Origin of the sequence: Curtobacterium sp. 179-B 9B NHS (assembly GCF_045370965.1) — a bacterium.
Taxonomy (GTDB): Bacteria; Actinomycetota; Actinomycetes; order Actinomycetales; family Microbacteriaceae; genus Curtobacterium.
In genome coordinates, this window is record NZ_JBIQDQ010000001.1 from 94,819 (window position 1) to 121,749 (window position 26,931).

23 protein-coding genes are annotated in these 26,931 nt (G+C 71.8%); 9 read left to right on the forward strand and 14 right to left on the reverse strand.

Features of this window, described 5'->3' with window-relative positions:
- The first annotated feature begins 164 nt into the window (after positions 1 to 164).
- Positions 165 to 977: a glycoside hydrolase family 16 protein gene (locus tag ACH0A8_RS00465; protein WP_406906075.1), complete on the forward strand. Its 813-nt coding sequence runs from the start codon at positions 165 to 167 to the stop codon at positions 975 to 977.
- Positions 978 to 1,031: 54 nt separating this feature from the next.
- Here ACH0A8_RS00465 and ACH0A8_RS00470 read toward each other — a convergent pair whose 3' ends face one another.
- Positions 1,032 to 1,340, reverse strand: a complete 309-nt coding sequence (locus ACH0A8_RS00470) for a hypothetical protein (RefSeq protein ID WP_406906076.1) — start codon at positions 1,338 to 1,340, stop codon at positions 1,032 to 1,034.
- Between the two features lie 64 nt (positions 1,341 to 1,404).
- Between ACH0A8_RS00470 and ACH0A8_RS00475 the strand changes: the two genes are divergently transcribed.
- A complete protein-coding gene (locus ACH0A8_RS00475; protein ID WP_066652361.1) occupies positions 1,405 to 1,689 on the forward strand; it encodes a hypothetical protein in 285 nt (94 codons plus the stop codon).
- 6 nt (positions 1,690 to 1,695) lie between these two features.
- Here the strand turns inward: ACH0A8_RS00475 and ACH0A8_RS00480 are convergent, their stop codons facing one another.
- From ACH0A8_RS00480 to ACH0A8_RS00495, 4 genes are all read right to left on the reverse strand, one after another.
- The gene (locus ACH0A8_RS00480) at positions 1,696 to 2,118 is read right to left on the reverse strand and encodes a glyoxalase (protein ID WP_066652363.1); all 423 of its coding nucleotides are present in this window, start codon (positions 2,116 to 2,118) and stop codon (positions 1,696 to 1,698) included.
- Positions 2,119 to 2,374: 256 nt separating this feature from the next.
- On the reverse strand, positions 2,375 to 3,397 hold the full coding sequence (locus ACH0A8_RS00485) for a hypothetical protein (protein ID WP_406906079.1): 1,023 nt from the start codon (positions 3,395 to 3,397) through the stop codon (positions 2,375 to 2,377).
- 182 nt (positions 3,398 to 3,579) lie between these two features.
- On the reverse strand, positions 3,580 to 4,170 hold the full coding sequence (locus ACH0A8_RS00490) for a TetR/AcrR family transcriptional regulator (RefSeq protein ID WP_066652370.1): 591 nt from the start codon (positions 4,168 to 4,170) through the stop codon (positions 3,580 to 3,582).
- Between the two features lie 119 nt (positions 4,171 to 4,289).
- Entirely contained in the window at positions 4,290 to 6,530 is a 2,241-nt protein-coding gene (locus tag ACH0A8_RS00495; protein WP_066652372.1) for an MDR family MFS transporter, read from the reverse strand.
- Positions 6,531 to 6,712: 182 nt separating this feature from the next.
- Between ACH0A8_RS00495 and ACH0A8_RS00500 the strand changes: the two genes are divergently transcribed.
- Complete coding sequence (locus ACH0A8_RS00500) at positions 6,713 to 8,533, forward strand: DEAD/DEAH box helicase (protein WP_066652376.1); 1,821 nt, start codon at positions 6,713 to 6,715, stop codon at positions 8,531 to 8,533.
- A 180-nt stretch (positions 8,534 to 8,713) separates the two neighbouring features.
- Here ACH0A8_RS00500 and ACH0A8_RS00505 read toward each other — a convergent pair whose 3' ends face one another.
- A complete protein-coding gene (locus ACH0A8_RS00505; protein WP_406906082.1) occupies positions 8,714 to 9,643 on the reverse strand; it encodes an NAD-dependent epimerase/dehydratase family protein in 930 nt (309 codons plus the stop codon).
- 121 nt (positions 9,644 to 9,764) lie between these two features.
- Between ACH0A8_RS00505 and ACH0A8_RS00510 the strand changes: the two genes are divergently transcribed.
- From ACH0A8_RS00510 to opgC, 4 genes are all read left to right on the forward strand, one after another.
- Positions 9,765 to 10,514, forward strand: coding sequence for a TetR/AcrR family transcriptional regulator (locus ACH0A8_RS00510; protein ID WP_406906083.1), 750 nt, complete (start codon positions 9,765 to 9,767; stop codon positions 10,512 to 10,514).
- Between the two features lie 115 nt (positions 10,515 to 10,629).
- The gene (locus ACH0A8_RS00515) at positions 10,630 to 12,657 is read left to right on the forward strand and encodes a glycosyltransferase (protein WP_406906084.1); all 2,028 of its coding nucleotides are present in this window, start codon (positions 10,630 to 10,632) and stop codon (positions 12,655 to 12,657) included.
- Complete coding sequence (locus tag ACH0A8_RS00520) at positions 12,654 to 13,067, forward strand: ATP-binding protein (RefSeq protein WP_066652386.1); 414 nt, start codon at positions 12,654 to 12,656, stop codon at positions 13,065 to 13,067. Before ACH0A8_RS00515 ends, ACH0A8_RS00520 begins: the two co-directional genes overlap by 4 nt.
- Entirely contained in the window at positions 13,055 to 15,571 is a 2,517-nt protein-coding gene (gene opgC / locus ACH0A8_RS00525) for an OpgC domain-containing protein (protein WP_406906087.1), read from the forward strand. Before ACH0A8_RS00520 ends, opgC begins: the two co-directional genes overlap by 13 nt.
- Positions 15,572 to 15,764: 193 nt before the next feature.
- On the opposite strand, the gene ACH0A8_RS00530 is transcribed toward opgC, so the two are convergent.
- From ACH0A8_RS00530 to ACH0A8_RS00565, 8 genes are all read right to left on the reverse strand, one after another.
- Positions 15,765 to 16,643 carry a hypothetical protein gene (locus tag ACH0A8_RS00530; RefSeq protein ID WP_406906088.1) on the reverse strand — a complete coding sequence of 293 codons (879 nt, stop codon included), beginning with the start codon at positions 16,641 to 16,643 and terminating at the stop codon, positions 15,765 to 15,767.
- Between the two features lie 135 nt (positions 16,644 to 16,778).
- A complete protein-coding gene (locus ACH0A8_RS00535; protein WP_406906090.1) occupies positions 16,779 to 17,399 on the reverse strand; it encodes a response regulator in 621 nt (206 codons plus the stop codon).
- Positions 17,396 to 18,760, reverse strand: a complete 1,365-nt coding sequence (locus ACH0A8_RS00540; protein WP_406906092.1) for a sensor histidine kinase — start codon at positions 18,758 to 18,760, stop codon at positions 17,396 to 17,398. The genes ACH0A8_RS00535 and ACH0A8_RS00540 overlap by 4 nt, the downstream gene beginning before the upstream one ends.
- Positions 18,761 to 19,020: 260 nt before the next feature.
- Positions 19,021 to 20,142: a Gfo/Idh/MocA family protein gene (locus tag ACH0A8_RS00545; protein ID WP_251160550.1), complete on the reverse strand. Its 1,122-nt coding sequence runs from the start codon at positions 20,140 to 20,142 to the stop codon at positions 19,021 to 19,023.
- Positions 20,139 to 20,975, reverse strand: a complete 837-nt coding sequence (locus ACH0A8_RS00550) for a ThuA domain-containing protein (RefSeq protein WP_406906094.1) — start codon at positions 20,973 to 20,975, stop codon at positions 20,139 to 20,141. Before ACH0A8_RS00550 ends, ACH0A8_RS00545 begins: the two co-directional genes overlap by 4 nt.
- 49 nt (positions 20,976 to 21,024) lie before the next feature.
- Positions 21,025 to 21,915 (reverse strand): carbohydrate ABC transporter permease, encoded by an 891-nt coding sequence (locus ACH0A8_RS00555; protein ID WP_209683854.1) that lies wholly within the window; start codon positions 21,913 to 21,915, stop codon positions 21,025 to 21,027.
- On the reverse strand, positions 21,912 to 22,862 hold the full coding sequence (locus ACH0A8_RS00560) for a carbohydrate ABC transporter permease (RefSeq protein WP_066652406.1): 951 nt from the start codon (positions 22,860 to 22,862) through the stop codon (positions 21,912 to 21,914). The genes ACH0A8_RS00555 and ACH0A8_RS00560 overlap by 4 nt, the downstream gene beginning before the upstream one ends.
- 58 nt (positions 22,863 to 22,920) lie before the next feature.
- Positions 22,921 to 24,159, reverse strand: coding sequence for a sugar ABC transporter substrate-binding protein (locus ACH0A8_RS00565; protein ID WP_066652409.1), 1,239 nt, complete (start codon positions 24,157 to 24,159; stop codon positions 22,921 to 22,923).
- Positions 24,160 to 24,406: 247 nt separating this feature from the next.
- On the opposite strand from ACH0A8_RS00565, the gene ACH0A8_RS00570 reads away from it, so the two are divergent.
- Positions 24,407 to 25,426 (forward strand): LacI family DNA-binding transcriptional regulator, encoded by a 1,020-nt coding sequence (locus ACH0A8_RS00570; RefSeq protein ID WP_251160549.1) that lies wholly within the window; start codon positions 24,407 to 24,409, stop codon positions 25,424 to 25,426.
- A gap of 161 nt (positions 25,427 to 25,587) precedes the next feature.
- Positions 25,588 to 26,907 carry an ABC transporter substrate-binding protein gene (locus ACH0A8_RS00575; protein WP_066652411.1) on the forward strand — a complete coding sequence of 440 codons (1,320 nt, stop codon included), beginning with the start codon at positions 25,588 to 25,590 and terminating at the stop codon, positions 26,905 to 26,907.
- Positions 26,908 to 26,931: the final 24 nt, after the last annotated feature.

Here is a 26,931-nt window from a genome sequence, read left to right on the forward strand (position 1 = left end):
GTTCTGCTCGCGCGAACGGGGTACGCCGCTGGGGGTTGCCTGGCAGCCGCCCGTCGTTCCACTGACGGCAGCCCTTCCCGAGCCGACACAGCAGGGCACACCGAGCACCACCACCACGGTCCGCCGACGCCACCCACGTCGGCGCCCACAGGCAGGAGCGCCCCTTGCAGTCCTCGATCGTCGCAGCCCTCACCGTCGCCGTGCTCGCAGTCGGCGCGGTCGCCGATGTCTCGGCTCCCCCCTCCGCGTCCGCCGCGCCGACGTCGACCACGACGACCTCCGCCCCGAAGGGCACCGTCGTGTCGAACGGTCGGACCTGGAAGCAGACCTACCGGCAGGACTTCGCCACGGCCGCGCCGGCGGGCGGGGTCGCCGCGAAGTACCCGGGCATGGGCCTGTACGACGGGTTCTCCGACACGAGCGGTCAGGGGCGTTACACGCCGTCGAAGGTGCTGAGCGTGCAGAACGGTGCGCTCGACTTCTGGCTGCGGTCCGACCGCGGTCAGCCGCTCGCCGCGGCCGTCATGCCCGACGGCTACGCGCCGCACCGCACCGGCCGCGTCTCGATCCGCTACAAGACCACGAAGACCCCCGGGTACAAGTTCGTCGTGATCCTGTGGCCGTCGAGCGACCGGTGGAACGAGGGCGAGATCGACTGGCCCGAAGCGGCCCTCGGCGCGAAGCCCCGACCCGCGTCGGCCGTCCCGGGCAGCCTGCGGAACGGTGCCATGACCTTCCAGCCGGAGCGTGAGACCTTCGCGGCCACCGACACGAGCAGCTACCACGTCGCCACCACCGAGTGGGACAGCAAGGTGGTCCGCTTCTTCTGGGACGGCAAGCTGGTCGCGTCGACGACGAAGGCCGTGCCGACGAAGCCGATGCGGGTCACGCTGCAGGCCGAGACCGACACCGGTGGGCGCGTGCCGGCGGGCGCCTCGGGGCACGTGAGCGTCGACTGGATCGCGATCTACGACTGACGGGAGGCGCGGTGTCGGTGAGCGGGACCGCCCACCGGCACCGCGCCCCCCGGCTCAGCCCGTGGTGCGACGGGCGGTCAGCCGACCGCGGCCCAGTGGCAGTGCGCCGCTGCGGTAGGCGAAGCCGTCGGCATCGCCGACCGTGCCGCTGGCGGTGCCGAAGTGCCACAGGCGGTTGAAGCAGGAGACGCCGATCCGGGTCGACCCGTCGTCGGCGACCGCCCACGTGCCGGTGCCCCACTGGGCCGGGTGACCGACGCCGTCGATCGTCACCGTCGGTCGGGCTCCCCAGGTCAGCAGGGGGCGACCGAGGTCGAGGGTGATCCGGCGCTTCGTCGTGCCGGACGGCTGCGGGGTGTCCATGCGGTCAGGGTACGGGCGTCGGCACCCTGAACGCGCCCGGGCGGCCGTCCGTAGGATCCGCTGCATGGCTGACTTCACCGCTGCACAGGCCGCCGTCGTCCGGATCGAGCGCGCGGAGGAGGGCCGGTGGGACCTCACCCTCGTCAGCGACTCCGGCGTCCGGATGGGGCACGGCGTGCACCTCCCCGACGCTGCGTCCGACGATGCCGAGGACGAGCGGGTCGCAGCCCTCGACTTCGTGCGCGGGTACGGGTTCCGCTTCGAGGCCGACGCCGTCGTCACGGACGGCCCGGACGCGTTCTGGGCGCCGTTGCTCCCGCTCGGGTCCGACGAGCACCCGACGGACTGAGGCTGGTCAGTCCTGGTCGTCGAGCGCTGACCGTTCGAACCCGATCAACCAGGTCACCCCGAACGCGTCGCGCACCGTTCCGTCCCAGTCGCCCCACGGCCGCTCCTGGAGGTCGTCGACCACCGTGCCGTCGGAGGCCAGGTCCACGAACCACCGCCGGAGCACCTCGGGCCGGGCGCTCCCGAGCAGGGCGAACAACAAGCCGGAGACCGCGAGCGCGGTGTCGTCGGGGCCGGTGTCGGCGGCGAAGAGCCGGACCGGGCCGACGAGCTCGCCGTGCGCCACGGCGCCGGGCGGCCCGTCCTCGCGAGCGGCCTCCTCGTACGAGGTGACGCGGACGTCGCCGCCGAAGACCTGCTGCCAGCGGGCGAGCGCCGTGCGGGCGGTGCCGGGGAGCAGGAGGTACGGGGTCGGGGCTGTGCCGTCCATGGGCTGACCGTACTCCGGTGCTCGCAGGCGGGCCCCCTTCGGCCTCCCTGTCCGTGGTCGACGTGAGATGCCGGCGTCGTGCCGAGACGCCGGCGTCGTGCCGAGACGCCGCCGTCGTGCCGAGACGCCGGTGTCGTGCCGAGACGCCGCCGAAGAGGACGGCGTCTCGCGCGATCGGGGGCGTCTCGCGGTGACGCCGGCGTCTCGGACCCGTCCGGCACGGCGAAACGCCGGCGTCTCGGGCCGGCCGCCCGGCTCAGGCGCGGTGCCGCGTCCGACGCGCCCGGCGCAGTCCGACCACGGCCGTGCCGAGCGTGAGGAGCGCCACGGCCCAGCCGATCGGCACGGCGGCATCGGCCCCGGTCCAGGCGAGCTCGCCGGCGGTGTCCGCGACGGAGCGGGCGCTCGACGGACCACCGTCCGGGTCCTGCCCGACCCGGGCTGCGGTGGTGGCGTCTCCCTCGGGAGCGGTCGCCGCCCGTCCGCCGGTCACCCGCACCGGGAACGTGGTCGCGGTGCCGTCGACCGACACCCGGACGGTCTGCGACGCCGCACCGGTGAAGGTCACCGTGACGGTCCCGTCGGCGCGGTCGACCCGGTCGGCGTCGTCGCTCGCACGGACCTCGGCGTCCTCGGCGACCGCCACCGTGTTGCCGAACCGGTCGGTCGTCCACGGTTCGAGCGTGAGGGAGCCGCCGAGCGCCACGCCCAGCGGATCCGGGTAGACCCGGCCGTCGGCACCGACCCAGGTGTACGTCCCGTCCGACGCGGCGGGGACGGTGCGGACGACCACGCCGACGCCGGTGGCGGCAGCGGGCAGGACGGTCCAGCGCACCCAGTGCTCCGCGGAGCCGACCGCGGTCGTCGCGGTGACCCGCACGGTGGCGGTGCCCGCGTGGGTCGGGGTGCCGGAGAGCACACCGTGGGCGAAGGTCAGCCCGTCGTCCGGGTGGGCCGTGGCGCCGTCCGCGGTGGTGAGCGAGTACGCGGCTCCGTCGGCGTCCCGTGCGCGCAGGTCGGCGGAGGACGGTTCGCCGGCCCGGACGGTCGGGAGCACCTGGGGGGAGGACTCGCTGGTGGCCGCTGCCCAGGACGGCACGTCCGCCGTCGTCGGCGGGGTGACCGGTGTCGGCGACGACGACGCTGTCGACGCCGACACGGGCTGGGTGGCGCCCCGGGCCGTGGCGGCCGGCAGGACGCCGAGTGCGGCGGCGACCAGCACGGCGGCAGCCGCTGCGGTGGTGCGCGCTGCGGACCGAGCGCTCGGGACGTGGTGCATGGTGCTCCTCGCGGATCCCCGGAGCGTCGGGAGACCGCGCCGGGACCGGTCGTCGGGTACGTCCGGTGCCGCGAGCGTAGGCGGCGAGGAACCTTCGCGGACGATCGGTTGCGGCTTCCCGAAGGGACCCTGTGGAACCCCGCAGCGCCGTGCGGCACCGTGCGTCGCACCGCGGGCGCGGATCAGGACGCGGCGATCGCGCCCATCTCGGCGACGACGGTGCGGAGCTTCACCGCGAGCTCGTCGCTGTCACCGACGGTGTCGCGGTGCGCGACCTCGGACAGCGCGGACAGCACGAGTCCGACGGCCGTGCGAGCGGTCTGCTCGTCGGTGCGCGACGACACCGTGGCGAGGAGCGACTGCCGCGACTCGGCCATCCACTGCATGACCATCGGTGCCATCTCGGGTCGGAGCACGAGGAGCTCCTTCATCCGGCGGCGGTCCTGGGAGAGCGGGACGGTCGCGGCGATCAGGACGCACAGGTCGTCGACGAGTCGGCCGTCCGCCTCGGCGAAGCGCGTGGCCGCCCACTCCGGCACCTCGACGGTGTCGAGACCGAGCGCCGCGTGCGCCTTCGACGTGAAGTAGTTGAAGAAGGTCCGCGGGGAGACGTCGGCGTCGCTGCAGATCTGCTCGACGGTGACGCCGTCGAGACCGTGCTCGGAGACGAGCGTCAGGGCGGCGTCGTGGAGCGCCTGCCGGGTCTGCTGCTTCTTCCGCTCGCGCAACGTGCACGGCGCGGTGACCGGCTCCGGTGCTGCTGTGGTGCTCACGTGCACTCCTGTGGTGCTGGGCGGCCACCGTGTCCTGCGGTGGCCCGGGTCGTCTGCGCCGGACGGGTCCGGCACGGGGAGGCCGCCCGCACCCCGGGCGGGGTGCGGGCGGCCGGGGGTCACCGACGCTGGGTCGGCGTGGAGCCGGTCATCGGCCCGGTGAACGATCCGGCCTCGGCTGCCGCGAGCCCGGCGCGGGCCTCGAGCTCGGCCTCGGCCGACGGCGCCGAGCGGTCGACATCGGACGAGGAACCGTCGGACGAGGAGCCGTCTGACGAGGATCCGTTCGCGGCGTCGTGCTGTTCCTGCAGCGCCGAGCGCTGGCGCAGCGGCGGCACCCGGAAGAACCACGTGAGCACGAAGGCGAGCAGGATCACGCCGAGTCCGACCCAGTAGATCGTCACGGACGAGGCGTTGAAGCCCGCCATGAACGGCCGCGTGAGGCGGCTGTCGGCGCCGGTGAGGAACGAGGTGTCGTTCGTGCTCGTCGCCGCGGAGTCCGAACTGGCGCCGTCGTCGATCTGCTTCGCCAGGGCCGGCGTGAGCTCGTCCACCCAGTACGACCGCTGCGAGGCGTTCGACCAGTCGACCGACACCGTGCCGTCCTGGACGCTGGCGTGCGCCTCGTCCGCCACGGCCTCGAGGGCTGCGGACTCTGCGGCCGGGGTGGCCGCTGCGACCTGCTGGTCGATCACGCCCTGCGCCGCGGCTGCGGGCACGGCACCGGCGGCGACCTGCTGCTGCACGGCCGCGGTGACCTGCTGCGTGACGGCCTGGTCGGCCGCCTGCTTCGCCTGCGCCGAGGCGTCGTCGAGCTTCCCCTGGACGGTCTGCTGCAGCGGGGTGGTGATCGGGGCCCAGATCGTGTCGATCGCGCCCTGGTTCGCCGGCTTGCTCGCCACCGCGGGGTCGAGTGCGGCCGACAGCGCCGGCTTCAGGTCGGCCTGGTTCGCGGTCGCCGTCAGGATGTTGCTCGGCATGACCGAGAACAGGATCGAGAGCAGCACCGCGGTGCCGAGCGTTCCGCCGATCTGCCGGAAGAACGTCGCCGAGCTGGTCGCGACGCCCATGTCCCGGGCCTCGACCGAGCCCTGCGACGCCAGGGTCAGCGACTGCATGACCGAGCCGAGCCCGAGGCCGATCAGGAACATGCCGATCATCAGGAACCAGAGCGGCTTGTCGATCGTCATGAAGGTCAGGACGACGTAGCCGGCCGACACCAGGAACGTGCCGATGACCGGGAAGATCCGGTAGCGGCCGACACGGGCGACGATCTGGCCCGAGGTGATCGACGCGATCATCAGACCACCGACGAGCGGCAGTGTGGCGAAGCCCGACTCGGTCGGGGTCAGGCCCACGACGATCTGCAGGTAGAGCGGGATGGTCAGCATGGCGCCGAACATCGCGAAGCCGACCAGGAACCCGATGACGGTCGCCATCGAGAACGTGCCGGAGCGGAAGAGCTTCAGCGGGATGATCGCCGCGTCGCCCATCTTCGACTCGACGAGCAGCAGTGCGACGAGTCCGAGCGCACCGATCACGTAGCTGGCGATCGCGGCGGGCGAGCCCCAGCCCCAGGTGCGGCCCTGCTCGGCGACGAGCAGCAGCGGCACGAGCGTGACGATGACGGCCGTCGCGCCCCACCAGTCGACCTTCGGCTTGTCGCCCTTGCCGTGCACCTTCGGCAGGTGCAGGAAGACGATCACCATGATGAGCGCGGCGACGCCGATCGGCACGTTGATGAGGAGCACCCAGCGCCACCCGGTGATCCAGAGGATCTCGGAGGAGCCGGCGAGCAGGCCGCCGATGAGCGGTCCGATGACGGACGAGATGCCGAACACGGCGAGGAAGTACCCCTGGTACTTCGCACGCTCACGCGGCGCGAGGATGTCACCCATGATCGCGAGCGGCAGCGACATGAGCGCGCCGGCGCCGATGCCCTGCACGGCACGGAAGGCCGCGAGCATGAGCATCGAGGTGGACATCGAGGACAGCACGGCGCCGAGGATGAAGACGACGATGCCGAAGATGTAGAGCGGCCGTCGGCCGAAGATGTCGGAGAGCTTGCCGTAGATCGGCGTCGCGATCGTCGACGTGATCAGGTAGGCCGTGGTCACCCATGCCTGCTGGTCGAGACCGTGCAGGTCGTCGCCGATGGTGCGGATCGCCGTGCCGAACACCGTCTGGCCGAGGGACGACAGGAACATGCCCGCCATCAGGCCGTAGATCACCAGGAGGATCTGGCGGTGCGTCATGAGCGGCTGCTGGCCGGAGGTGCCGGGCGCGTGCGCGCCGGTCGCCGCGTCGGGGCCGGCGGTGTCGCGGCCCTGCTGCACCGAGACGGGTGCGGTGGCGGTCATCGAACTCCTTTTTCGTACTGTGTAACTTTGCAGACCGCGCAACGATACATCCGGTGGTTCCGGAATGCAACTAAATGGCGACGGACGGGAGGCGCGTCGCGGCGCCGCCACGCGCCTCCCGTCCGGCCACCGCTCGCCCGGTCGCGTCAGCGGGCGTCCGCCGTCCGAGGTACCGTTTCCCCATGAGCACGGACACCGCCACCGCCACCGAGACCGCCGACGAGGGGCCCGTGGTGACCTTCGCCGACCTCGGCCTGAGCGATCCGGTGCTCAAGGCCGTCAAGGACATCGGCTACGAGACCCCCTCCGCCATCCAGGAAGCGACGATCCCGACGCTGCTCGAGGGGCGCGACGTCGTCGGCCTCGCGCAGACCGGCACCGGCAAGACCGCGGCGTTCGCGCTGCCGATCCTGTCCCGCATGGAGTCGGGCAGCAAGGTGCCCCAGGCCCTCGTGCTGTCGCCGACCCGTGAGCTCGCGCTGCAGGTGTGCGAGGCGTTCGAGCAGTTCGCGTCGCACATGAAGCACGTGCACGTCCTGCCCGTCTACGGCGGCCAGGCGTACGGCGTGCAGCTGTCCGCGCTGCGCCGTGGCGTCGACGTCGTCGTCGGCACGCCCGGTCGCATCATGGACCACATCGCGAAGGGCACGCTCGACCTGTCCCAGCTGAAGTACCTCGTGCTCGACGAGGCCGACGAGATGCTCAAGATGGGCTTCGCCGAGGACGTCGAGACGATCCTGGCCGAGACGCCGGACGACAAGCAGGTCGCGCTGTTCTCGGCGACGATGCCCGCGCAGATCCGTCGCATCTCGCAGCAGTACCTGAACGACCCGTCCGAGATCACCGTCAAGACCAAGACGAAGACCGCCGCGAACATCACGCAGCGCTACCTGATGGTGTCGTACCCGCAGAAGGTCGACGCGCTCACCCGCATCCTCGAGGTCGAGGACTTCGAGGGCATGATCATCTTCGTCCGCACGAAGAGCGAGACCGAGACCCTGGCCGAGAAGCTCCGCGCCCGCGGGTACGCCGCGGCGGCGATCAGCGGTGACGTCGCCCAGGCGCAGCGCGAGCGCACGGTCAACCAGCTGAAGTCCGGCAAGCTCGACATCCTGGTCGCCACGGACGTCGCCGCCCGTGGCCTCGACGTCGACCGCATCACCCACGTCGTGAACTTCGACATCCCCGTCGACATCGAGTCCTACGTGCACCGCATCGGCCGCACCGGTCGCGCGGGCCGCAAGGGCGACTCGATCAGCTTCGTCACCCCGCGCGAGCGCCGGCTGCTGTCGGCCATCGAGCGCCACACGAAGCAGCCGCTCACGCAGATGCAGCTGCCCACGGTCGAGGACGTCAACGAGACGCGCCTGAGCCGGTTCGACGACGCGATCACCGCGGCGCTCGAGCAGCAGGACCGCATCGAGAAGTTCCGTGACGTCATCGCGCACTACGTCCGCAACCACGACGTGCCCGCCGAGGACGTCTCGGCCGCGCTCGCGGTCGTGGCGCAGGGTGACTCGCCGCTGCTGCTCGACCCGGCCGACGACCAGCTCCGCAACCAGGTGGACCGCGACGGCCGCCGTGGTGAGCGCCGCGACCGTGACGACGACCGTGGTGGCCGCGAGGACCGTGGGCCGCGCCGCTCGCAGCCGATGACCGCCTACCGGATCGAGGTCGGGCGTCGCCACCGCGTCGAGCCGCGCCAGATCGTCGGCGCCCTGGCGAACGAGGGCGGCCTGCGGCGCGACGACTTCGGCGCGATCCAGATCCGACCCGACTTCTCGATCGTCGAGCTGCCCGAGAGCATGGACCCGGGCGTGCTCGACCGGCTCGCCGACACCCGGATCAGCGGGAAGCTCATCGAGATCGCGCCGGACCGCCGCGGCGGTGCCCGTCGGTACGACCGCGACGACCGCGGACCGCGTGCGCCCCGTCGGGACGACCGTCCCCGCCGTGACGACCGCCGCGACGACGACCGTCCGGCACGCAAGCCCCGGCACTGACCAGCCATCGGTCGGTCACTGACCGGCCACTGACCGGCCACTGATCCGCTGCGCGACCCCGTTCTCCGGGGTCGCGCAGTCGCGTCGCGGGACCCCATCGGCCCTGCCCACTGCCGGGCCGACTCCGGGACGGACGCGAGCCGCCCGCCCGTCGCGGGTCGTGCCTCCCGTCCGGTCGGCTCAGACGGTCAGCCCGTCCACCGTGCGGCGGCAGACCTCGTCCCAGGGCGTCGGGCCGAACCCGAAGTGCGACCGGGTCGCGGTGTCGTCGACCACGTAGGGGGCCGACCACTGGTAGCCGAGCTGCGCGACCTCCCGCATGAACGGGGACACCGCGCCGATCCCGCGGAGCAGGCCGATCGGCAGTGACCGCACGCGGACGGCGGGCCGACCGGCCGTCCGGAGCATCTCGGTGAGGACCTGCTCCTGGGTCCGCGGTGCGTTGGTCGGGACGATCCAGGTCCGACCGTGCGACCGCTCGTCGTCCGCCGCGGCGACGAGGAGCCGCGCGACGTCGCCGACGTCGGTGTACGAGTGCGGCTGGTCCGAGCGCCCGATCACGGTGACGGGCTTCCCCCGCATCGCGGTCGGGAGCACCCGCGTGACGTGCCCGTTGACGCCGGTGCCCGGGCCGACGTAGTCCGAGCCGCGGACCTCGACCGTGCGGATGCGTCCGGCCTCGTGCGCCGCCAGCGCGTCCGCCCACATCCGGGCCCGCAGGACGCCCTTGTGGTCGGTCGCGGCGTCGGGCAGGTCCGCGCGCATCGGTCCGTCGACCGGGCCGTACGGGTACAGGTTCCCGGTGATCGCGTACACGGCACCCGTCCGCTCGGCGGCGGTGAGGAGGGAGGACGCCAGCGGCGGCCACACCCGCTCCCACTGCGTGTAGTCGCCGGGGTTCGCGCAGTTGTGGAGTGCTGCCGCGCCGTCCGCGACGGCGGTCAGGGCGTCCGCGTCGGCGGCGTCGAGCCCGACGTGGCGGACCCCGGGCAGACCGGTGTCGCGTCCGGAGCGGGTGACGACGACGACCTCGTCGCCACGCTCGGACAGCAGTGCCGCAGTGTGGCGACCGACGGGGCCGGCGCCGACGACGACGTGGTGACGGGGCATGGTTCCTCCTGAGATTCGGGAGAGCAGTGCTCTCGGAAGCCATCATGCAGCCGGACGGGCTCCGATGCAAGAGCAGTGCTCTCGTTTGTGTGCAGTGCTCTCCCGTGGCACGCTTGACGGCATGGTGGAGAAGGCGAGGACCGCCCGGTCCCTGGCACGGGAGGCCGTGCACGCGAGCATCCTCGCGGCCGCGCGCGCCCGGCTCACCGAGGAGGGACCGGCGCAGCTGAGCCTGCGCGCCGTCGCTCGTGACGTCGGCCTGGTGTCCTCCGCCGTGTACCGGTACTTCCCGAGCCGCGACGACCTGCTCACCGCGCTGCTCGTGCTCGACTACGACGAACTCGGCGCCGCGGTCGAGGCGGCAGAGGCGCCGGTCGACCGGTCCGACCACGTCGGCCGCTGGGTCGCCGCGTGTCGTGCCGTCCGGCAGTGGGCGATCGGGCACCCCGGGGACTTCGCGCTCCTGTACGGCTCACCCGTGCCCGGGTACGTCGCACCGCAGGACACGGTCGAGCCCGCCTCGCGGACGACGCACGTGCTCGTCCGCGTCGTCACCGACGCGTGGTCGGGAGTCGCCGGGTCCGAGCTGGCTCCGGACTGGAGGCTCGGTGCCGGTCCCGCGATCGGCTCGCGGCCCGCAGCGCCGGGCGCCGTCGCCGACGCGGTCGCCTCCACACGGGCGCGCGGCTTCCACGACGACCCCTCGCCCGAGGTCGTCCTGCGGACCCTGATCGCCTGGACGACGGTGTTCGGCGTCCTGTCGTTCGAGCTGTTCGGGCACGCGGTCGGCTCGGTGACCGACCCGGCGGCGTACTTCGACGAGGTGATCGTCCGCCTCGCGCACGATCTGGGGCTCGCAGCGCCCGGATGAGCCGATCTCACCCCGCGGACGGGGCGGCGGGCTGACAGCGGTGCCCTGCCTGCGGTAGACAGGGCGGTACGGCGCACTCACCCAGCGCTCGCCGGCTGCAGCAGGAAGGACGCCGATGACCGCGCTCGACGTCAGCCGTCAGGACCGTCGCCGACTCACCACCGGTACCCCGACCAAGCGGCTCGCGACCGTGCGCACCGTCGCGCTCCTCGCGTCGATCGCCGGCGTCAACTACATCGTCTGGCGCTGGATCGGCTCGGTGAACTGGCACTCGTGGTGGATCGCGGTGCCGCTGATCCTCGCGGAGACCTACAGCGTGATCGACTCGCTGCTGTTCGCGTTCGGCGCCTGGCGACTCCGCGAACGCGGGGAACCGCCGACGAAGCCCGCCGGGGACGTCACCGTCGACGTCTTCATCACGACGTACAACGAGCCGGTCGAGCTGGTCGTCCGCACCGCCCGTGCGGCGAAGGCGATCACGCACCCGCACGCCACGTGGATCCTCGACGACGGCAACCGCCCGGAGATGCGCGCCGCCGCCGAGTCCCTCGGCATCGGCGTGATCACGCGCGGCGCCGACTGGGTCGACCGGCCACGGCACGCGAAGGCCGGCAACCTCAACAACGCGCTGCTCGCGACGCAGGGCGAGTTCCTGCTCATCCTCGACGCCGACCAGGTCCCGGAGCCGTCGATCCTCGACCGGACGCTCGGCTACTTCAAGGACGAGCGCATGGCGCTGGTCCAGACGCCGCAGTGGTTCGAGAACGTGCCCGAGGCCGACCTGCTCGGCAGCCAGGCTCCGCTGTTCTACGGGCCCATCCAGCAGTCGAAGGACGGCTGGAACGCGGCGTTCTTCTGCGGATCGAACGCGATCCTGCGGCGCGAGGCACTCATGCAGCTCGGCGTGACCCGCTACGTGCGCGAGGTCGAGGAGTCCGTCGAGCGGACCATCAAGACGTCGCGGAAGCTGCTCGCACGAGCCCGCGAGACCGAGACCGACCCGCGGGTGCTCGACGCGCTCGACGGTGCGGAGCAGGTCGTCGACCGTGCCCGTGACCAGATCGACCGCGGCGAACCGCTCGGCGACGTCACCTACGACTTCCAGCGCGGCATTGACGCGATCGCGTACCGGTTCGCCGCCGCCGACCTCGAGTCGGTCCGCCGTGACCTGCAGGAGCTCGCCGCGATGTCGACCGAGGCGGACACCTTCGCCGGCCTCGACGACGCTGCCCTCGACGTGCTCGGACGACGGGACGCCTCGCCGGTGGCCGCGATCGAGTCCATCGCGGTGCTCGCCCGGGCGCTCGACGTGAACCGCGACGACGAGGCCCAGCCGATCATGCCGCTCGCCACGATCTCCGTGACCGAGGACATGGCGACCGCGATGCGCCTGCACGGCCTGGGATGGAGGTCCGCGTACCACGACGAGATCCTGGCGAAGGGCCTCGCGCCGGAGGACCTGCCCACCATGCTCGTGCAGCGACTCCGCTGGGCGCAGGGCACCATGCAGGTCTTCTTCCGCGAGAACCCCCTCGTGCAGAAGGGCCTGTCGTGGGGGCAGCGCCTCATGTACTTCTCGACCATGTGGAGCTACCTTTCGGGCTTCGCGGCGATCGTGTACATCGCGGCCCCGGTGCTCTGCCTGTCGTTCGGTGTCGTGCCCGTGCAGGCCTACAGCGTCGACTTCTTCGTGCGGCTCATCCCGTTCCTCGTGCTCAACCAGCTGCTGTTCTGGGTGGTGGCCGCCGGCAGACCCACGTGGCGCGGGCAGCAGTACTCGCTCGCGCTGTTCCCCGTCTGGATCGAGTCGGTGACGAGCGCGCTCGAGAACGTGTTCCGTGGCAAGCCACTGGGGTTCCGGGTCACGCCGAAGGTCAAGGACGAGTCCGACCAGCGACCGCGGTGGGACCTCGTGAAGCCCCAGCTGTACGCGATGGGTGCGCTCGTCGCCGCCCTCGTGATGATCGCGATCCGGTACGCCACGGGCCAGGCGGACGGCATCGCGCCGCTCGTGAACACCGCGTGGGTGATCTTCGACCTGTTCATCTTCAGCATCGTCGTCCGCGCCGTGCTCTACCGCGGACCGGAGGCGGGGACGCCGCAGTCCGAACACGTGTCCTCGACGGCAGGAGGCCCACTGTGACCGACCACGACCTGACCTTCGACGTCCCGGCCGTCGCCGAGTCGCTCGACGTCGTGCAGGACCGCTTCGGCGCCTGGTGGGACACCATGGCGATCGACGACGCCCGTCTCCGCTTCTCGCTCGAGACCGCCCTCGCCGAGATCGCCGCCAACATCGTCGAGCACACGCGACGCACCGATGCCGAGGCCGGCCGCGGGTACACGGTGGAGCTCTGCGCCACGGACCGTGAGCTCGTCGCGGTGCTCACCGACAACGGGCGCCCCGCCGACGTCGACCTGTCCGCCGTGACCATGGCCGACCCCGACGAGGAGAGCGGTCGCGGCCTCGCGCTGGCGATCGCCGCGCTCGACCGCCTCGAGCACGAGCACACCGGCGGCCACAACATCTGGACCCTGGCGTGCAACCGGTGAGGGGCGCGCTGGCGAAGGCCGTCGCGTTCCTCGTCGTCGTCGGGACACTGCTGCTCGGCGGGGCGCTCCCCGCGTCGGCCGTGTCGGCTCCGGGTCGTGCCGGCGAGACGCCCTCCGACGGGCGCGTGTGGTTCGGCCCGGACCTCGACTGGGGGAGCGACGCCCCCGACGGGTACGAGGGTCGGCTCGGCGCGACGCCGTCGGTCTACGGGGTCGAGATCGAGTACCCCTTCGACCGCAGCGCACGGGACGAGTTCCTGCGGGCGACCCGCGCGGCGGCGACCCAGGGCGCGGTGCTCGCGGTGAGCCTGGAGCCGTCGCGGTCGCTGCGGTCCCTCACGAAGGCCGACGCTGCCGCGGCGAACCGGCTGTTCGAGGAGGTCCACCGGCAGTACGACACCCAGTTGCTCGTGCGCTTCGCTCCCCAGATGAACGGCACGTGGGTTCGCTGGGGACAGCAGCCGACCGCGTTCGTCCCGGCGTTCCGGACGCTGGCCGCGGCCGTGCACGCGGGTGACTCCGACGCTGCCATGGTGTGGTCGCCGTCGTACGGCGCGGGCTACCCGTTCGGCGAGTCCGCCGGGCGGCTGCAGACCCTGTCGGGCAGCGACGTCGCCGAGCTGGACACCGACGGCGACGGCCGACTCACCGCCGCCGACGACCCCTACGGCCCGTACTGGCCCGGCGCCGAGAGCGTCGACTGGGTCGGGCTGTCGATGTTCTTCTTCGGCAAGGGCAAGGCGACCGAGGCCGCCGGTCGCGACGTCCCGCTGACCCGCAACGAGGTCCCGCAGGACGGCGAGGTCGCGGCACGCTTCGACGAGACCTGGGGCTACGAGCAGACGCAGTCCGAGGGCACGTTCACCGAGCGCTTCGCTCAGGGCGAGGACCGGCCGATGCTGCTCGACACCGGCGCGCTGTACGACCACTCGTTGCGCGGTGCGGCCGAGCTCCCGGTCAAGCAGGCGTGGTGGCGGCAGGTGATCGCCGCCGTGCAGGACCACCCCGAGGTCCGGGGCGTGACGTTCCTCGAGACGAACCGGCGCGAGCCCGAGGCCGGCAACCGCGTCGCCGACTGGCGGGACACGGCCGACCCGGGGATCGCCGGGTCCTTCCGGACGGACCTCGAACAGGACGGGGACTTCGTCCTCGGACCGGTGACGGAGCGCGTGACGACGCAGGAGGGTGCCGCGGCGATCAGCCAGCAGTACGAGACCGGCGGCGACCAGATGGCGTGGATCGTCTGGTGCGCCTTCGGCCTCGCAGCGGCGTTCCTGCTGAGCGGGCTCGTCGGACGGCTGCTGCCGAGCTGGCGGTACCCCGACGACGGCAAGCCCGGGCGCGACCTGCGCCTCGACCTCTTCCGCGGGTTCATCATCCTCGCGGTGGTGATCACGCACATCGAGATCGGCGGGCCCTACTCGTACATCACGCTGCACGCCACCGGTGCGATCACCGGCGCCGAGATGTTCGTGTTCCTGTCCGGCATGGTGCTCGGCATGACGTACCCGTTCGCGATCAAGAAGTTCGGCGAGTGGGTGGCGGCCGTCGGGGCGTGGAAGCGGGCGCGGAAGCAGTACGTCGTCACCCTGGCGGTGATCGTGGTCGTCTTCGCGCTGAGCTTCGTGCCGTTCCTGAACACCGATGCGATCACCACCTTCACCGACCGGGGGACCGGCACCGGGGGCGTCGGCGCCGAGGGCCGGGTGTACGACCTGTACCCGAACGCGATGCAGCTGCTGGCCTACCCGCCGCCCTGGTTCGCGATCCGGCAGTTCCTGCTGCTCGAGATGGGGCCGTGGCCGTTCAACATCATGGGCCTGTTCGTGGTGCTGAGCCTGTTCATCCCCGTCTTCCTGTGGGTGATCCGGCGCGGCTTCTGGTGGGCGCTGCTCCTCGTCAGCTGGGGGCTGTACGCGTTCCAGGCGCTGAACCCCGAGTTCCGCCCGCTGAACTCGCAGTTCGAGTCGGTGTTCCCGCTGCTCACCTGGCAGGTGGTCTTCACGCACGGCCTGGTGCTCGGCTACTACCGGCGCCAGGTGATCGGTGCGCTGACCGGCCGACTCGGCAAGGTCCTGATCGGCATCGGGATCACCGGGTACGCCGCGTTCCTCGTCTACGTGTGGGCGGGCGACCAGTTCGGGTTCACCCCGGCACCGTTCCCCGCGTCGATGTACAACGACCTGTACAACACGGCGTACCAGCGGGTGGACCTGCAGTGGGGGCGTCTGGTCGACATCGCCTTCTTCGCGATCGTCTCGTACGCGATCCTCACCGTGTTCTGGAAGCCCATCAGCGCCGTCATCGGGTGGCTGTGGATCCCGATCGGGCAGGCGAGTCTCTACGTGTTCGTCTGGCAGGTCTTCTTCGCGCTGGCCATCGCGTCGATCCCGGGCGTGGACTGGTTCAACGGGTGGATCGGCTTCGCGGCCCACACGGCCCTGATCCTGCTGGTCTGGTACATGATCCGGAAGCGCTTCATGTTCTCGGTCATCCCGCGCTGACCCGCGTGGGCGGCATGGTCCGTCGCAGCGGGCTCCGAGTCTCGTCCTGACCGACGGTCTTCGCGGTCGGCGGCACGAGGACCGTCGCTGAGCCCGAGTCTCGGGCCGGGGCGGGCGGGCGGGACGGAACGACGGACGGGAGGCGCGGTGCCAGCTGGCACCGGGCCTCCAGTCCGTCCGTCGCGTGGTCGCGTCAGCGCGTGGCGACGCGCAACGGCTGCGGGTCCACCGGATCCGGCGGGACCGGCAGGGAGCCGCGGACCTGGTTCTGCGCCTGGCAGTCGCTCGTGCAGTTCGTCGCGCCCTGCGACAGCTCGACCGCGTCCTCGCCGAGCACACCACCCATGCGTCCGCCGGGCTGGACCGTCCAGGTCGTGGTGGTCGCGGTCTGCGAGGTCTTCGTCGCGACCTGCGGGCTGTCCTTGCCGAGCAGCATCTGGTGCGCGTCGCTGCCCGAGGACACCGCCGCGACGCCGTCGCCGAAGTTGATCTTCCCCGTGTAGGGGTTGGTGAAGTAGAACAGCCCGGCCCCGAGCGTGTGCGTGAACGTCACGGGCTGGGCGAACTCGGTCTCCATCTGGAAGATCCCGCCCTGGGCGCCGTCCTTCGCCTGGATCTTGAACTTGCCCGCGCCGGTGCCGAAGATCGCCACGAGCGTGTCGTCGCGGACCTCGAGCGAGGAGAGCTTCGTGCCGGCGAGCTGCGCGGCGGTGAGCGACGGGACCTTCGACGCGAACACCACGGTCGGCTTCGTCACCATCCGCTGGGTGTCCGGTGCCCCGGTCAGCGTGTAGTCGTACACGCCGAGGTCGGCGACGCGGATGTCGAAGCCGTTGTGCTTCCCGCGGACCGCGATGGTGCCGGCGACGGCGACGTCCTTGAGCTTGAAGTCCTTGCCGACCGCGGGGTTCGTCGTGGTGCCGTTCACGGTGACGGCGTAGTCCCCGCCGGTCGACGTCTTGCCGGACGCGTTCGCGGGGGACACCCCGACGAGGGCCGCCGCGGCGACGGCGCCGAGCGCGATCGCGGTGGCGATGCCGGTGGTGCGGCGTCGCGTGCGCTGGGTGGTCATGGGGTGCCTCCTGGGCTGGTCCGACGCGCCGGCGGTGGTCGCGTCCCTCGTGACGATCGTCGCCGGGACGCGGAGGCGGCACCATCGGACCTTGGTACTAGTACCCGCTCCGCCGGCGTGTGCACGGCCGGGTCGTCACCAGCCGTGGTCGCGGGCCCAGAGCGCCGCACTCGTCCGGTCGGCGACGCCGATGCGGCGGAACAGCGATCCGACGTGCACCTTCACGGTCCGTTCGGCGATCCCGAGCTCGGTCGCGATCTGGCGGTTCGACAGGCCACGTGCGATGCGGTCGAGCACGTCGCGCTCGCGGGGCGGCAGGGCCGGTCCGCGGTCCCGCCCCGGAGCCGGCGCACCCGGCAGCAGGGCACGGGCGACGCGTGGGTCGACGGGTGCCTCGTCGCGCGCCGTCGAGCGGACCGCGGCGACGACCTCCTCCGGAGCCGCGTCCTTGAGCAGGTACCCGGTCGCCCCGGCGGCCAGGGCAGCGCGCACGCGGTCGTCGTCGGAGAAGGTGGTGAGGATGAGCACCCGGACCGCCGGCATCGAGGTGCGGATCACCCGCGTCGCCTCGACCCCGCCCGCGCCCGGCATGGAGAGGTCCATCACGACGACGTCCGGGTGCAGGGACGCGGCACGCTCGGTGGCCTCCTCACCCGTGCCTGCCTCGCCGACCACGTCGCAGTCGGTCGTGGTCGCGAGCACGGCGCGGAGGCCCTGTCGGACCAGGGCGTGGTCGTCGACGAGCAGGACCCTCACCGCAGCGACTCCGTCCTGGCGGGCAGCGTCAGCTCCCAGGCGGTCCCCGCCCCAGGTGCGGTCCGCAGCAGCAGCGCGCCGCCGGTGTCCTCGGCGACCTCGCGCAGGAGCGTCGTGCCGAGGTGCCCGGCGGGAGCCGGCCCGTCGAGGAGCCGCGGGTCGAACCCCACCCCGTCGTCGGACACGCGCACCACCAGGTCCCCGCGGTCGGCCCGCACCGACACCCGGATGCGGGTCGCGTCGGCGTGCTTCACGGCGTTCCAGACCGCCTCACGCACGAAGCGCACGACCGCGGTCCGCGCGGCCGTGGAGGCCTCGAGCGGCTCCGGCACGTCGACGTCCGTCACCACCCCCGCGGCCCGGGCACGGGCGCACGCGTCGTCGAGCGCGGCACCCAGGCCGTCGCGACCGGGAGCGGCCGGGCGGATCGTCGCCATCGAGGTCCGGAGGGCGGACACCGCCTGCCGGAGCGTCTCGGCGGCGGCACGGGTCTCGGGCACCGCACCGAGGGAGAGTGCGAGCCCGGCGACGTCCTGCACGGGACCGTCGTGCAGTTCGCCCGCGAGGCGTCGGCGCTCGGCCGCCTCGGCGTCGAGCGCGCGCCCGAGCAACCGCTCGCGGAGCCGCTGGCCCGTGCGGATCCGCACGAGCAGCCAGAGCAGCAGCGGCACGAGCAGCACGAGCACGACCCCGACGGTGCCGAACGCCAGCGCGGCGAACGCGGCCCGCAGGTCGGCGGCGCGGGCGATGACCTGGTCGTACGGCCGGTACGCCTCGAACAGCAGGGCGTCGCCCGAGGGCGTGTGCACCGCCTGGTACGCCTCGAGCAGCGGTCCGTGCCCGCGTTCGTACCGGTTCTCGGGCTCGTCCAGGTCGGACACCTCGGCGTCGGACCGGTCGGTCCGGAGCGCCGCGAGGTCCTCGTCGGAGAGCGGGAAGCGCTCACCGACCAGCCGGGGTTCGTCGGACCAGAGCACGGTGCCGTCCGCGCCCCAGAGCTTCAGGCGCACGGTCGAGCCGGCGCGGGACTCGCCGGCCAGGGCGTCGTCGAGTCGTGCGCGGGCGACGGCTCGGGCGTCCGGGTCGCCGCTGGTGACGTCGTCCACGAGGGCGGGCTCCACCACCACCCGGGCGAGCGCAGCCGTGTCGGCGGTGGCGTCCCGCACGGCGAAGGACTCGGCGACGCGCTGCGACACGAGGGTGCCCGCGGTCGCGACGACGGCGCCCCCGAGCAGCGCGGCGACGACGACCCCGACGAGGACCCGCCGCCAGGGGGTCCGTGCCGCACGACGACGCGGGTCGGCGGTGACGAGCACGACCGGGGTCGGCTGCCCGCTGGTCGACGCCCGGTGTCCACGCACGGAGCAACCGTAATCGCCCTGAGCCACACTCGCGTCCTGATCACGGATGCCGGACGAGCCGAAAGTGTGTCGCGTGCCCGTTCCTCCCCATCACGCCTGGAGTGGGAAGCGGAACCGCGCGTACCTGGTCAGGAGGAACGACCTGGTACGCGCGGATCCGCCCGCGACGCGCGGATCCGTCCGGCAGGGCGGCGCGAACCGGGACGGACAGGAGGCGCGGTGCCGGCCGGCACCGCGCCTCCCGTCCGTGCGTGCATGCGTCAGCCCGCGGGCGTCCGGTCCGGCGCGGAGGCGAGCGCCTGCCGCACCGACCCCCACGCGGCGAGCCGCTCCCGGACCGCGTCGTCCCGCTCGACCTCGAGCGCCGTCGCGTGGGCCTGCTCGAGCACGTCGTCGACCACCACGCGCTGTCCCGAACGGGCGGAGGCGATCGCCGCGTCCACCATCACCAGGCTCATGACGTTGCCGTGCACCTCGCCGTCGGGGGTGACCCCGGTCCGGACGGCCCGCACGAAGGACGCGAGCGCCCCGGCGATCTCCCTACCGACCCCCGGCGCACCTGCCGGCGTGCCGGGTGCGTCGTCGATCACGCTCGACGGGTCGTGGTCGCCGTCCCACGATGCCGACCCCGACGCTCCCGACGCGCGCCAGTCACCGTTCCACGACGTCTCGTCGCCGGGCGCGCACCACGAGCCGTCGTAGACGTACCGGACGTCGTCCTCGAAGGTGAACACCGCGGCGGCGTCCGCGTCACCGCGGTACCAGGACCACGACGGGTTCCACGACTCGCAGTACACCGACACCGGGTCGCGCTCGAGCACGTAGCGGGCGGAGTCGAACGCGTGGATCGCCATGTCGAGGAGCAGGACGTCGTCCATCTCCTCGCGGAAGCCGCCGAAGTGCGGGGCCTTCGCGAACCGCGTGTTCAGGCTGCCGACCCCGCCGAGCGCGCGGACGTGCTGCCGGAAGGCCACGAGCTGGTCGTTGTAGCGGCGCGACTGCGACACCATGAACAGCTGCCCGGTGGCCTCGGCTGCGGCCGCGAGGGAGAGCGCCTCGGCGACGGTCTGCGCCGCGGGCTTCTCGCCGAGCACGGGGAGTCCCGCGTGCAGGGCGTCCATCGTCACCGGGTGGTGGGCGACGGGCACCGTGATGTCGAGGACGGCCTCGGCACCGGTCTCCGCCAGGAGCGCGGGCAGGTCACGACCGACCGGGATCGTCGGGGACCCGGCGAGCTCGGCCCCGGCGCGGGCGGCGTCGAGGTCGAGGTCGACGACTCCGACGAGCTCGACGTCCGGGTCGGCGGCGACCGTCCCGAGCCACGCGCGGCCCATGCCGCCGGCGCCGACCTGCACGACCCGCAGCGGGGCGTGCTCGGTCATGCGCGGGCCTCGGCGGGCTCGGCGGACTGGGCGGGCTCAGCGGGCTCGGCGAGCTCGTCCTCGGGTGCGTCGTCGAACGGGCCGCGGTAGTGCTGCCCGTCGAAGTACTCGCCGAGGTCGTAGCGGCGCAGGGTCGGCAGCTCGCGCTCGCGCTCCGGTCGCGCCCACTCGGCCGCGTTCGCGATCACCCGTCGGACGTCCGGGTGGTGGTACACGGGGAAGTCCTGGTCACCGGGGGAGAAGTAGAAGATCCTCCCCAGGCCGCGGCGGTAGGTCATGCCGCTCCGGAAGACCTCGCCGCCGGTGAACCCGGAGATGAAGACCAGCTCGTCGGGCGTGGGCACGTCGAAGTACTCGCCGTACATCTCCTGCTCGGGGATGACGATCGGGTTCGGGACACCGCGGGTGATCGGGTGCTGCGGGTTCACGGTCCAGACGAGCTCCTGGTCGTGCTCGCTCCGCCAGCGCAGGGTGCAGGTGGTGCCCATGAGCTTGCCGAAGATCTTCGACCAGTGGCCGGAGTGCAGGACCACGAGCCCCATGCCGGACAGCACGTGCTTGTGGACGCGGTCGACCACGGCGTCGTCGACGTCGGCGTGGGCGGCGTGCCCCCACCAGGTCAGGACGTCGGTCTCGGCGAGCACGGCATCGGTCAGCCCGTGCTCGGGCTCCTGCATGGTGGCGGTGCGGACGACGGCGTCCGGCAGGTTCTCGCGGATGCCGTCGGCGATCGCGCCGTGCATGCCGTCGGGGTAGCGCTCGGCGACGTGCTGCTCGACCTGCTCGTGGACGTTCTCGCCCCAGACGGTGATGCGCAGCGGGGTGGTGGTCATGGTGTGGGCCTTCCTGGAGGGGTGGCGTGGAGCACGTCGGGGGCGGTCGTCACTTGACCGCCCCGCCGAGTGCACCGGCGGAGATGTAGCGCTGGGCGACGATGAGGAGCACGGCCGCCGGCAGGGACGCGAGGACCGACGTCGCCATGACGGGTCCCCAGTCGGTGACGTTCGAGCCGATGTAGTTGTAGATGCCGAGCGTGATCGGTCGGACCGCGTCGGTCGAGGTGAGCGTGAGCGCGATGAGGAAGTCGCCCCACGCGCCGAGGAACGTGAAGAGTGCCGCGGTGACGATGGCGTTGCGGCTGATCGGCAGCACGATCGACACGAAGGCACGCAGGTCGTTCGCGCCGTCGACGAGCGCGGCCTCGACCAGGCTCGGCGGGATCGACTCCATGAACGCCCGCATGAGCAGGATCGCGAAGGGCACCTGCACGGCGCTGTCGGCCAGGATCAGCCCGACGTAGCTGTTGAGCAGCCCGACGTTGTTGAAGAGCGTGTACAGCGCGTTGGCGATCACGATGCCGGGGATCATCTGGGTGATGAGCAGCACGAGCAGGAACACCTTCGTGCCGCGCATCCGGAACCGGGCGAGGCCGTACGCCGCCGGGGTCGCGATCGCCAGCGTGAGCACGACGGTGCCGAGGCCGATGATCATGCTCGACACGAAGTTCTGCCCCTGCTGGGCGAAGGCCGCCCGGTAGCCGGCGAACGTCGGGTTCCACGGGAACCAGGTCGCGGTGGCGGCTCCCGAGGTCGCCTGGAGGCTCGTGTTCACCATCCAGTACACGGGGAAGACCATGATCGCGAGGAACACGATCCCGAGGATGGTGAACGGCAACCCCTTCGCGGTGCGGCGCGGGCGGGGCGCTCGTGCGCTCCGCTTCGTCGTGATCGCGCGGGTGACGGTGACGGTCTGGTTCGCGAGTCCGACGCTCATTCGTCGACCGCCTTCCGGGAGATCGCGATGTAGACCATCGCGAAGACGAACGAGACGACGATGAGCACGTTGCTCACCGCGGCTCCGATGCCGAACTGGAAGTTGATGAACGACTGGTGGTAGGCGTTCGTGGCGAGCGTCTGCGTCGAGTTCGCGGGACCGCCGCCGGTCAGGCCGAGGATGATGTCGACGACCTTCAGCGTGTAGACGACCCCGAGCACGATGACCACGCTCACGACGCTCCGGATGCTCGGCCAGGTGATGTACCAGAACGCCTTGACGCCGGTGGCACCGTCGAGGGCGCCCGCTTCGTAGAGCTCCGGCGGGACGGACTGCAGCCCGCTGTACAGGATCGTCGTGTTGAAGGGGATGCCGAGCCAGACGTTCACGCCGATGACGGCGATGAGGGCCAGGCTCGGGCTGACCAGCCACGGCACGGGGCCGATGCCGACGACGCCGAGCAGCTGGTTCAGCGCACCGCTGTCCTGGTCGAGCAGCCACTTCCACACCGCGCTCGAGGCGATGAGGGGGAGCAGCCACGGCAGGAGCAGCAGGCCGCGCAGGAAGCCCGACAGCGGGAAGTGCCGCCGGAAGAACAGCGCGAGGCCGAGGCCGAGGACGAACTGCAGGACGATCGAGCCCGCGGTGAACAGGGCGGTGTTGACGACGCTGGTCGTGAAGACGCTGCTCGAGAAGACCGCGATGTAGTTGCCGAGGCCGACCCAGGGGGCCTCGCCGGTGAAGAAGGTCTTCGTCGTGTAGTCCTGGAACGACATCAGGATGTTCTTGACCACGGGGTAGCCGAAGAACAGGGCCACGAACACCGCGGCCGGCACGACGAACAGCCAGCGGGTGATGGACGACCGGATGCGCGCGCGGCGCTGTCCGGGGCGGGCGGGGGCCGCGGGCGTCGTCGCCCGGGGCCGGATCTGCGTGGAGGCGCTCATGTCAGGTCCTTCCGTCAGGGAACGGGGAGCCGGTCTCGCGACCGGCTCCCCGGCTCCGCTACTGGTTCTGCGACTGCGCCTGCTCGAGCGCCTGCTCGGGGTCGGCCTTGCCGGTCAGTGCGAGCTGCACGGCGGTGTAGATCCTCGTGGCGGCCTTGGGCCAGTCCGGTCCGAGCTCGGCCGTCCGGGCCCGGGCGGTCTGCACGGTGGTGACGAACGAGGCCACGTCGGCGTGGTCCTCCGCCCACTTCTTGCCGACCTCGATGTTGGTGGGCACGTTGCCGCTGACCCCGGCCAGGACGGCCTGCATCTTGTCGCTGTTCAGGCACCCGACGAACTTGCCGGCGAGCTGCATCGTGTCCTTGTTCCCGGTCTGCGGGACGGTGAAGGCCTCGCCGCCGAGCGGGGCGACGGTTTCGGACCCGGTGCGCGTCGGGATCGGGACGCTGTCGAACTCGAGGTCCTTCGCCTTCTTGAGCGCCGGCAGCTGCCACGGACCGTTGATCATCATCGCGGCCTTGCCGGCGATGAACTGGTTGTTGACGTCGGCCTGCGCCCAGTTGATCGAGCTCTTCGACATCGAGCCGTCGTCCTGCAGGTCCTGCACGAGCTGCAGCGCCTGGGCGGCCTCGGGCGTCGCGATGTCCTTCTCGTCGCCGCCGTTCGACCAGAAGAACGGCAGGAACTGCCAGGTGCCCTCGTAGGTGTTGATGTTGCTCATCGCGAAGCCGTACGTCGACCCGTTCGTGAGCTTCTTCGCGGCTTCCTTGAGCTCGTCCCACGTCTTGGGCGGCTGGACGCCTGCCTCGTCGAGCAGCTTCTTGTTGTAGTACAGCGCGATGGAGTTCGTGTTCGGCTGCAGCCCGTAGAGCTTGCCCTCGAACGTGTTCGCGCCCTTCACGCCGGGGACGTCGTCGTCCGCGTCGAGGCCGTAGTCGGCGAGGTCGGACAGCGCCCCGGACGAGGCGATCTGCTGCACGTCGGGGTTGTCGAGCATGAGCACGTCGGGCAGGGTGCGCGACGACGCCTGCTGCAGGACCTTCGAGATGAGGCCGGCGCCGGCGACGTGGTTGATCTTCACCTCGACGCCGACGTCCTTCGCGCACTGCTGGTACACGGGGTCGTAGTTGGCGTCGTAGTAGTCCTCGATCGTGAGGGTCTTGCCGCCGCCGCCGGACGACGATGCGTTGCCGGAGCCGGAGCACCCGGCCAGGACGAGGGGGACCGTCGCGACGATCGCGGCGGCGCCGACGAGGGCGCGGCCCCGGCGGGACGTGGAGCGGAAACCAGGCTTCATTGCACTGCTCTTCTCTTCGCGGATGCGGGGAAGGACACGGTGCGTCGACTCCACTGACGTCGTCGTCGCGGTGGTCCTGGGGCGAGAAGCTAACAGAAAAGCGCTTCACCTGTAAAGCGCTTTTCTGGTTCCGGTGCGGGTCTATGCTCGTGACCACCGCAGTGCACGCGGAGCAGGACGGCACCGTCGCCGGCCTGCCGCCGGACGTGCACGGAACCCGACGGTGCCGATCGATCAGGAGGGGCCGATGGCCACGATGCAGCAGGTCGCCGACCGCGCCGGCGTCTCCATCGCGACGGTGTCGTTCGTGGTGAACGGCACGAAGTACGTCACGCCGGCGACGACGGCGAAGGTCACCGCGGCGATGCGCGAGCTGAAGTTCCGCGGCAACGTCGTGGCGCGCGCGCTCGCCAGCCGGCGGACGCGGATCATCGCCCTGCTCTTCCCGACCACGGGCAACCGCTTCAGCCCGACCACGTCCGAGTTCTTCATGAACGCCGCGGAGCGGGCCTCCGAGCGCGGGTACCACCTGGTGCTCTGGCCCGTCGACCCGGCCGGCGACGACCTCGACGACCTCGTCTCCGGCGGTCTCGTCGACGGCGTCGTCCTCATGGAGGTGCGGATGGACGACCCGCGCGTGGTCAAGCTGTCCGAGCTCGGGGTGCCCTTCACCCTGATCGGCCGGACGCGCGACGCGGACGAGCTGCCGTACGTGGACATCGACTTCGAGACCACCATCGAGGACGGACTCGACCACCTGCAGGGTCTCGGCCACCGGCGCTTCGGGCTCGTGCTCGAGAGCCTCGAGGGCACACCGATGGCCGGGTACGCACCGCACCTGCGGGTCGAGGACACCTTCCGCCGCTCGGTCGCCGAGCGCGGCGGTGCGGGAACGATCGTGTACGCCGGCCCCGGGAGCGAGGGCGGTCGCGACGCCGCCCGACGCCTGCTCGAGGTGGACCCGGACGTCACCGCGGTGCTCGTGATGAAGGACGACTCGTCCGCCGGTCTGCTGGTCGGTCTCTACGCCGCGGGTCGACGGGTGCCTGATGACGTCTCGGTGCTCAGCATCGCGTCGTCGGCCGCAGCGGGGGACCAGCACCACCCCCGCCTGTCGACGATGATCGCGCCCGGTCGCGAGCTCGGCGTGCGCGCGGCCGACGCGCTGATCGACCGCCTCGACGGCACGTCCGTCGAGCTCCCGCACTTCCTGCTGCCCTGCGTGCTCCGCCCCGCCGAGTCGACGGCCCCCGCACCCACCCGCTGACCAGCGCGGCCATGCCTCGGACGGGAGGCACGTGGCGGGGCCCGCACCGCGCCTCCCGTCCGTCGCCTACTCAGGCTCCCTGTGCGGTCGCTCAGGCGCGCTTGGTTCTGTGGTGCCACGTGATCGCCGGGTGCTCGCGCACCCTTCGTCGAGGAGGACGGATGGCAATCGACCGCAGGCTCTTCCTGCTCGGGGGCACGGGGGTGCTGCTGCTCGCCGGCTGCTCCACCCGGCCGGAGCGCACCACCGTCGAGCAGTGGCCCACCGACCCGCCCGAGGGCGACGTCACGATCAGCTGGTGGGCGGGGCAGGTGGCCTCGAAGGACGGCGGTGACCTCCGTCGCCGGTTGATCGCGGAGTTCCAGAAGGAGCACCCGAACATCCGCGTGCGGATCGTCAGCGCCCCGAGCGACACCGACACGAACCGCACCAGCCTGACGACGCAGATCGCCGCGGGGAGCCCGACACCGGACGTGTACCTGGGCGACGTCGCGTGGCCCGGGCAGTTCGCGAAGAACAAGCTCGCGACCCCGGTGAACCAGCTCGTCGGCGAGGACTTCTTCGAGCAGTTCCCCGAGGGACTCCGGCTGGCCGCCAGCGTCGACGGGACCTACTACATGTTCCCGCTCTACATCGACGAGTCGTTCTTCCTGTACCGGCAGGACCTGCTCGACAAGCACGGGTTCCAGGTCCCGCGCTCGTGGGAGGAGGTCAAGGAGACCGCCGCGAAGCTCGTCGACACGGGCGACGTCGACTACGGGCTGGCGTTCCAGGGCGACGTGTACGAGGGCCTCACCTGCAACGTCACCGAGTTCGTCGCCGATGCGGGCGGCTCGCTGCTCAACGACGACCTGACGAAGCCCGCGACCACGAGCTCGGAGACGAAGCGCGCCTTCGAGTTCATGCGGTCGCTCATCACCGACGGCGCCGCACCGCGCGCGACCCTGACGTACCAGGAGCAGGACACGAACGACGCCTTCGCAGGCGGTCGCGCCGCGTTCCTGCGCAACTGGTCGTACGCGTGGGGCATCGCCAACGGGCCGGACTCCGCGGTCGCGGGCAAGGTCGGTCTCGCCGCGCGCCCGACGTTCGACGGCACGGACGAGCACCACTCGACGATCGGTGGGTGGGGGAACTACATCAACCCGCACACCCAGCAGCCCGCGGCGGCGCTCACCTTCGCGGCCTGGATGTCGAGCGAGACGGCGCAGCAGTTCCTCACCCGCGAGGGCGGCGTCCTGCCGGCCCGCAGCGCGAGCCTCGTCAGCGACGACGCGAAGCGGCAGAACCGCCCGACGTACGACACCGCGGCGGGCATCACGCTCGTTCCCCGTCCGACCTCGACGGCGTACTACCCGAAGGTCTCGCAGGGCGTGTACCAGAACGGCAACAGCATCCTCGGCGGGCAGGCCTCCGTCGACGGCGGCACCCGCGCGATGGCCTCCGCGATCTCGCTCGCCCTGACCGGGGACGCGCTGTGAGCGCCGGCACCGCGACGCGGACGC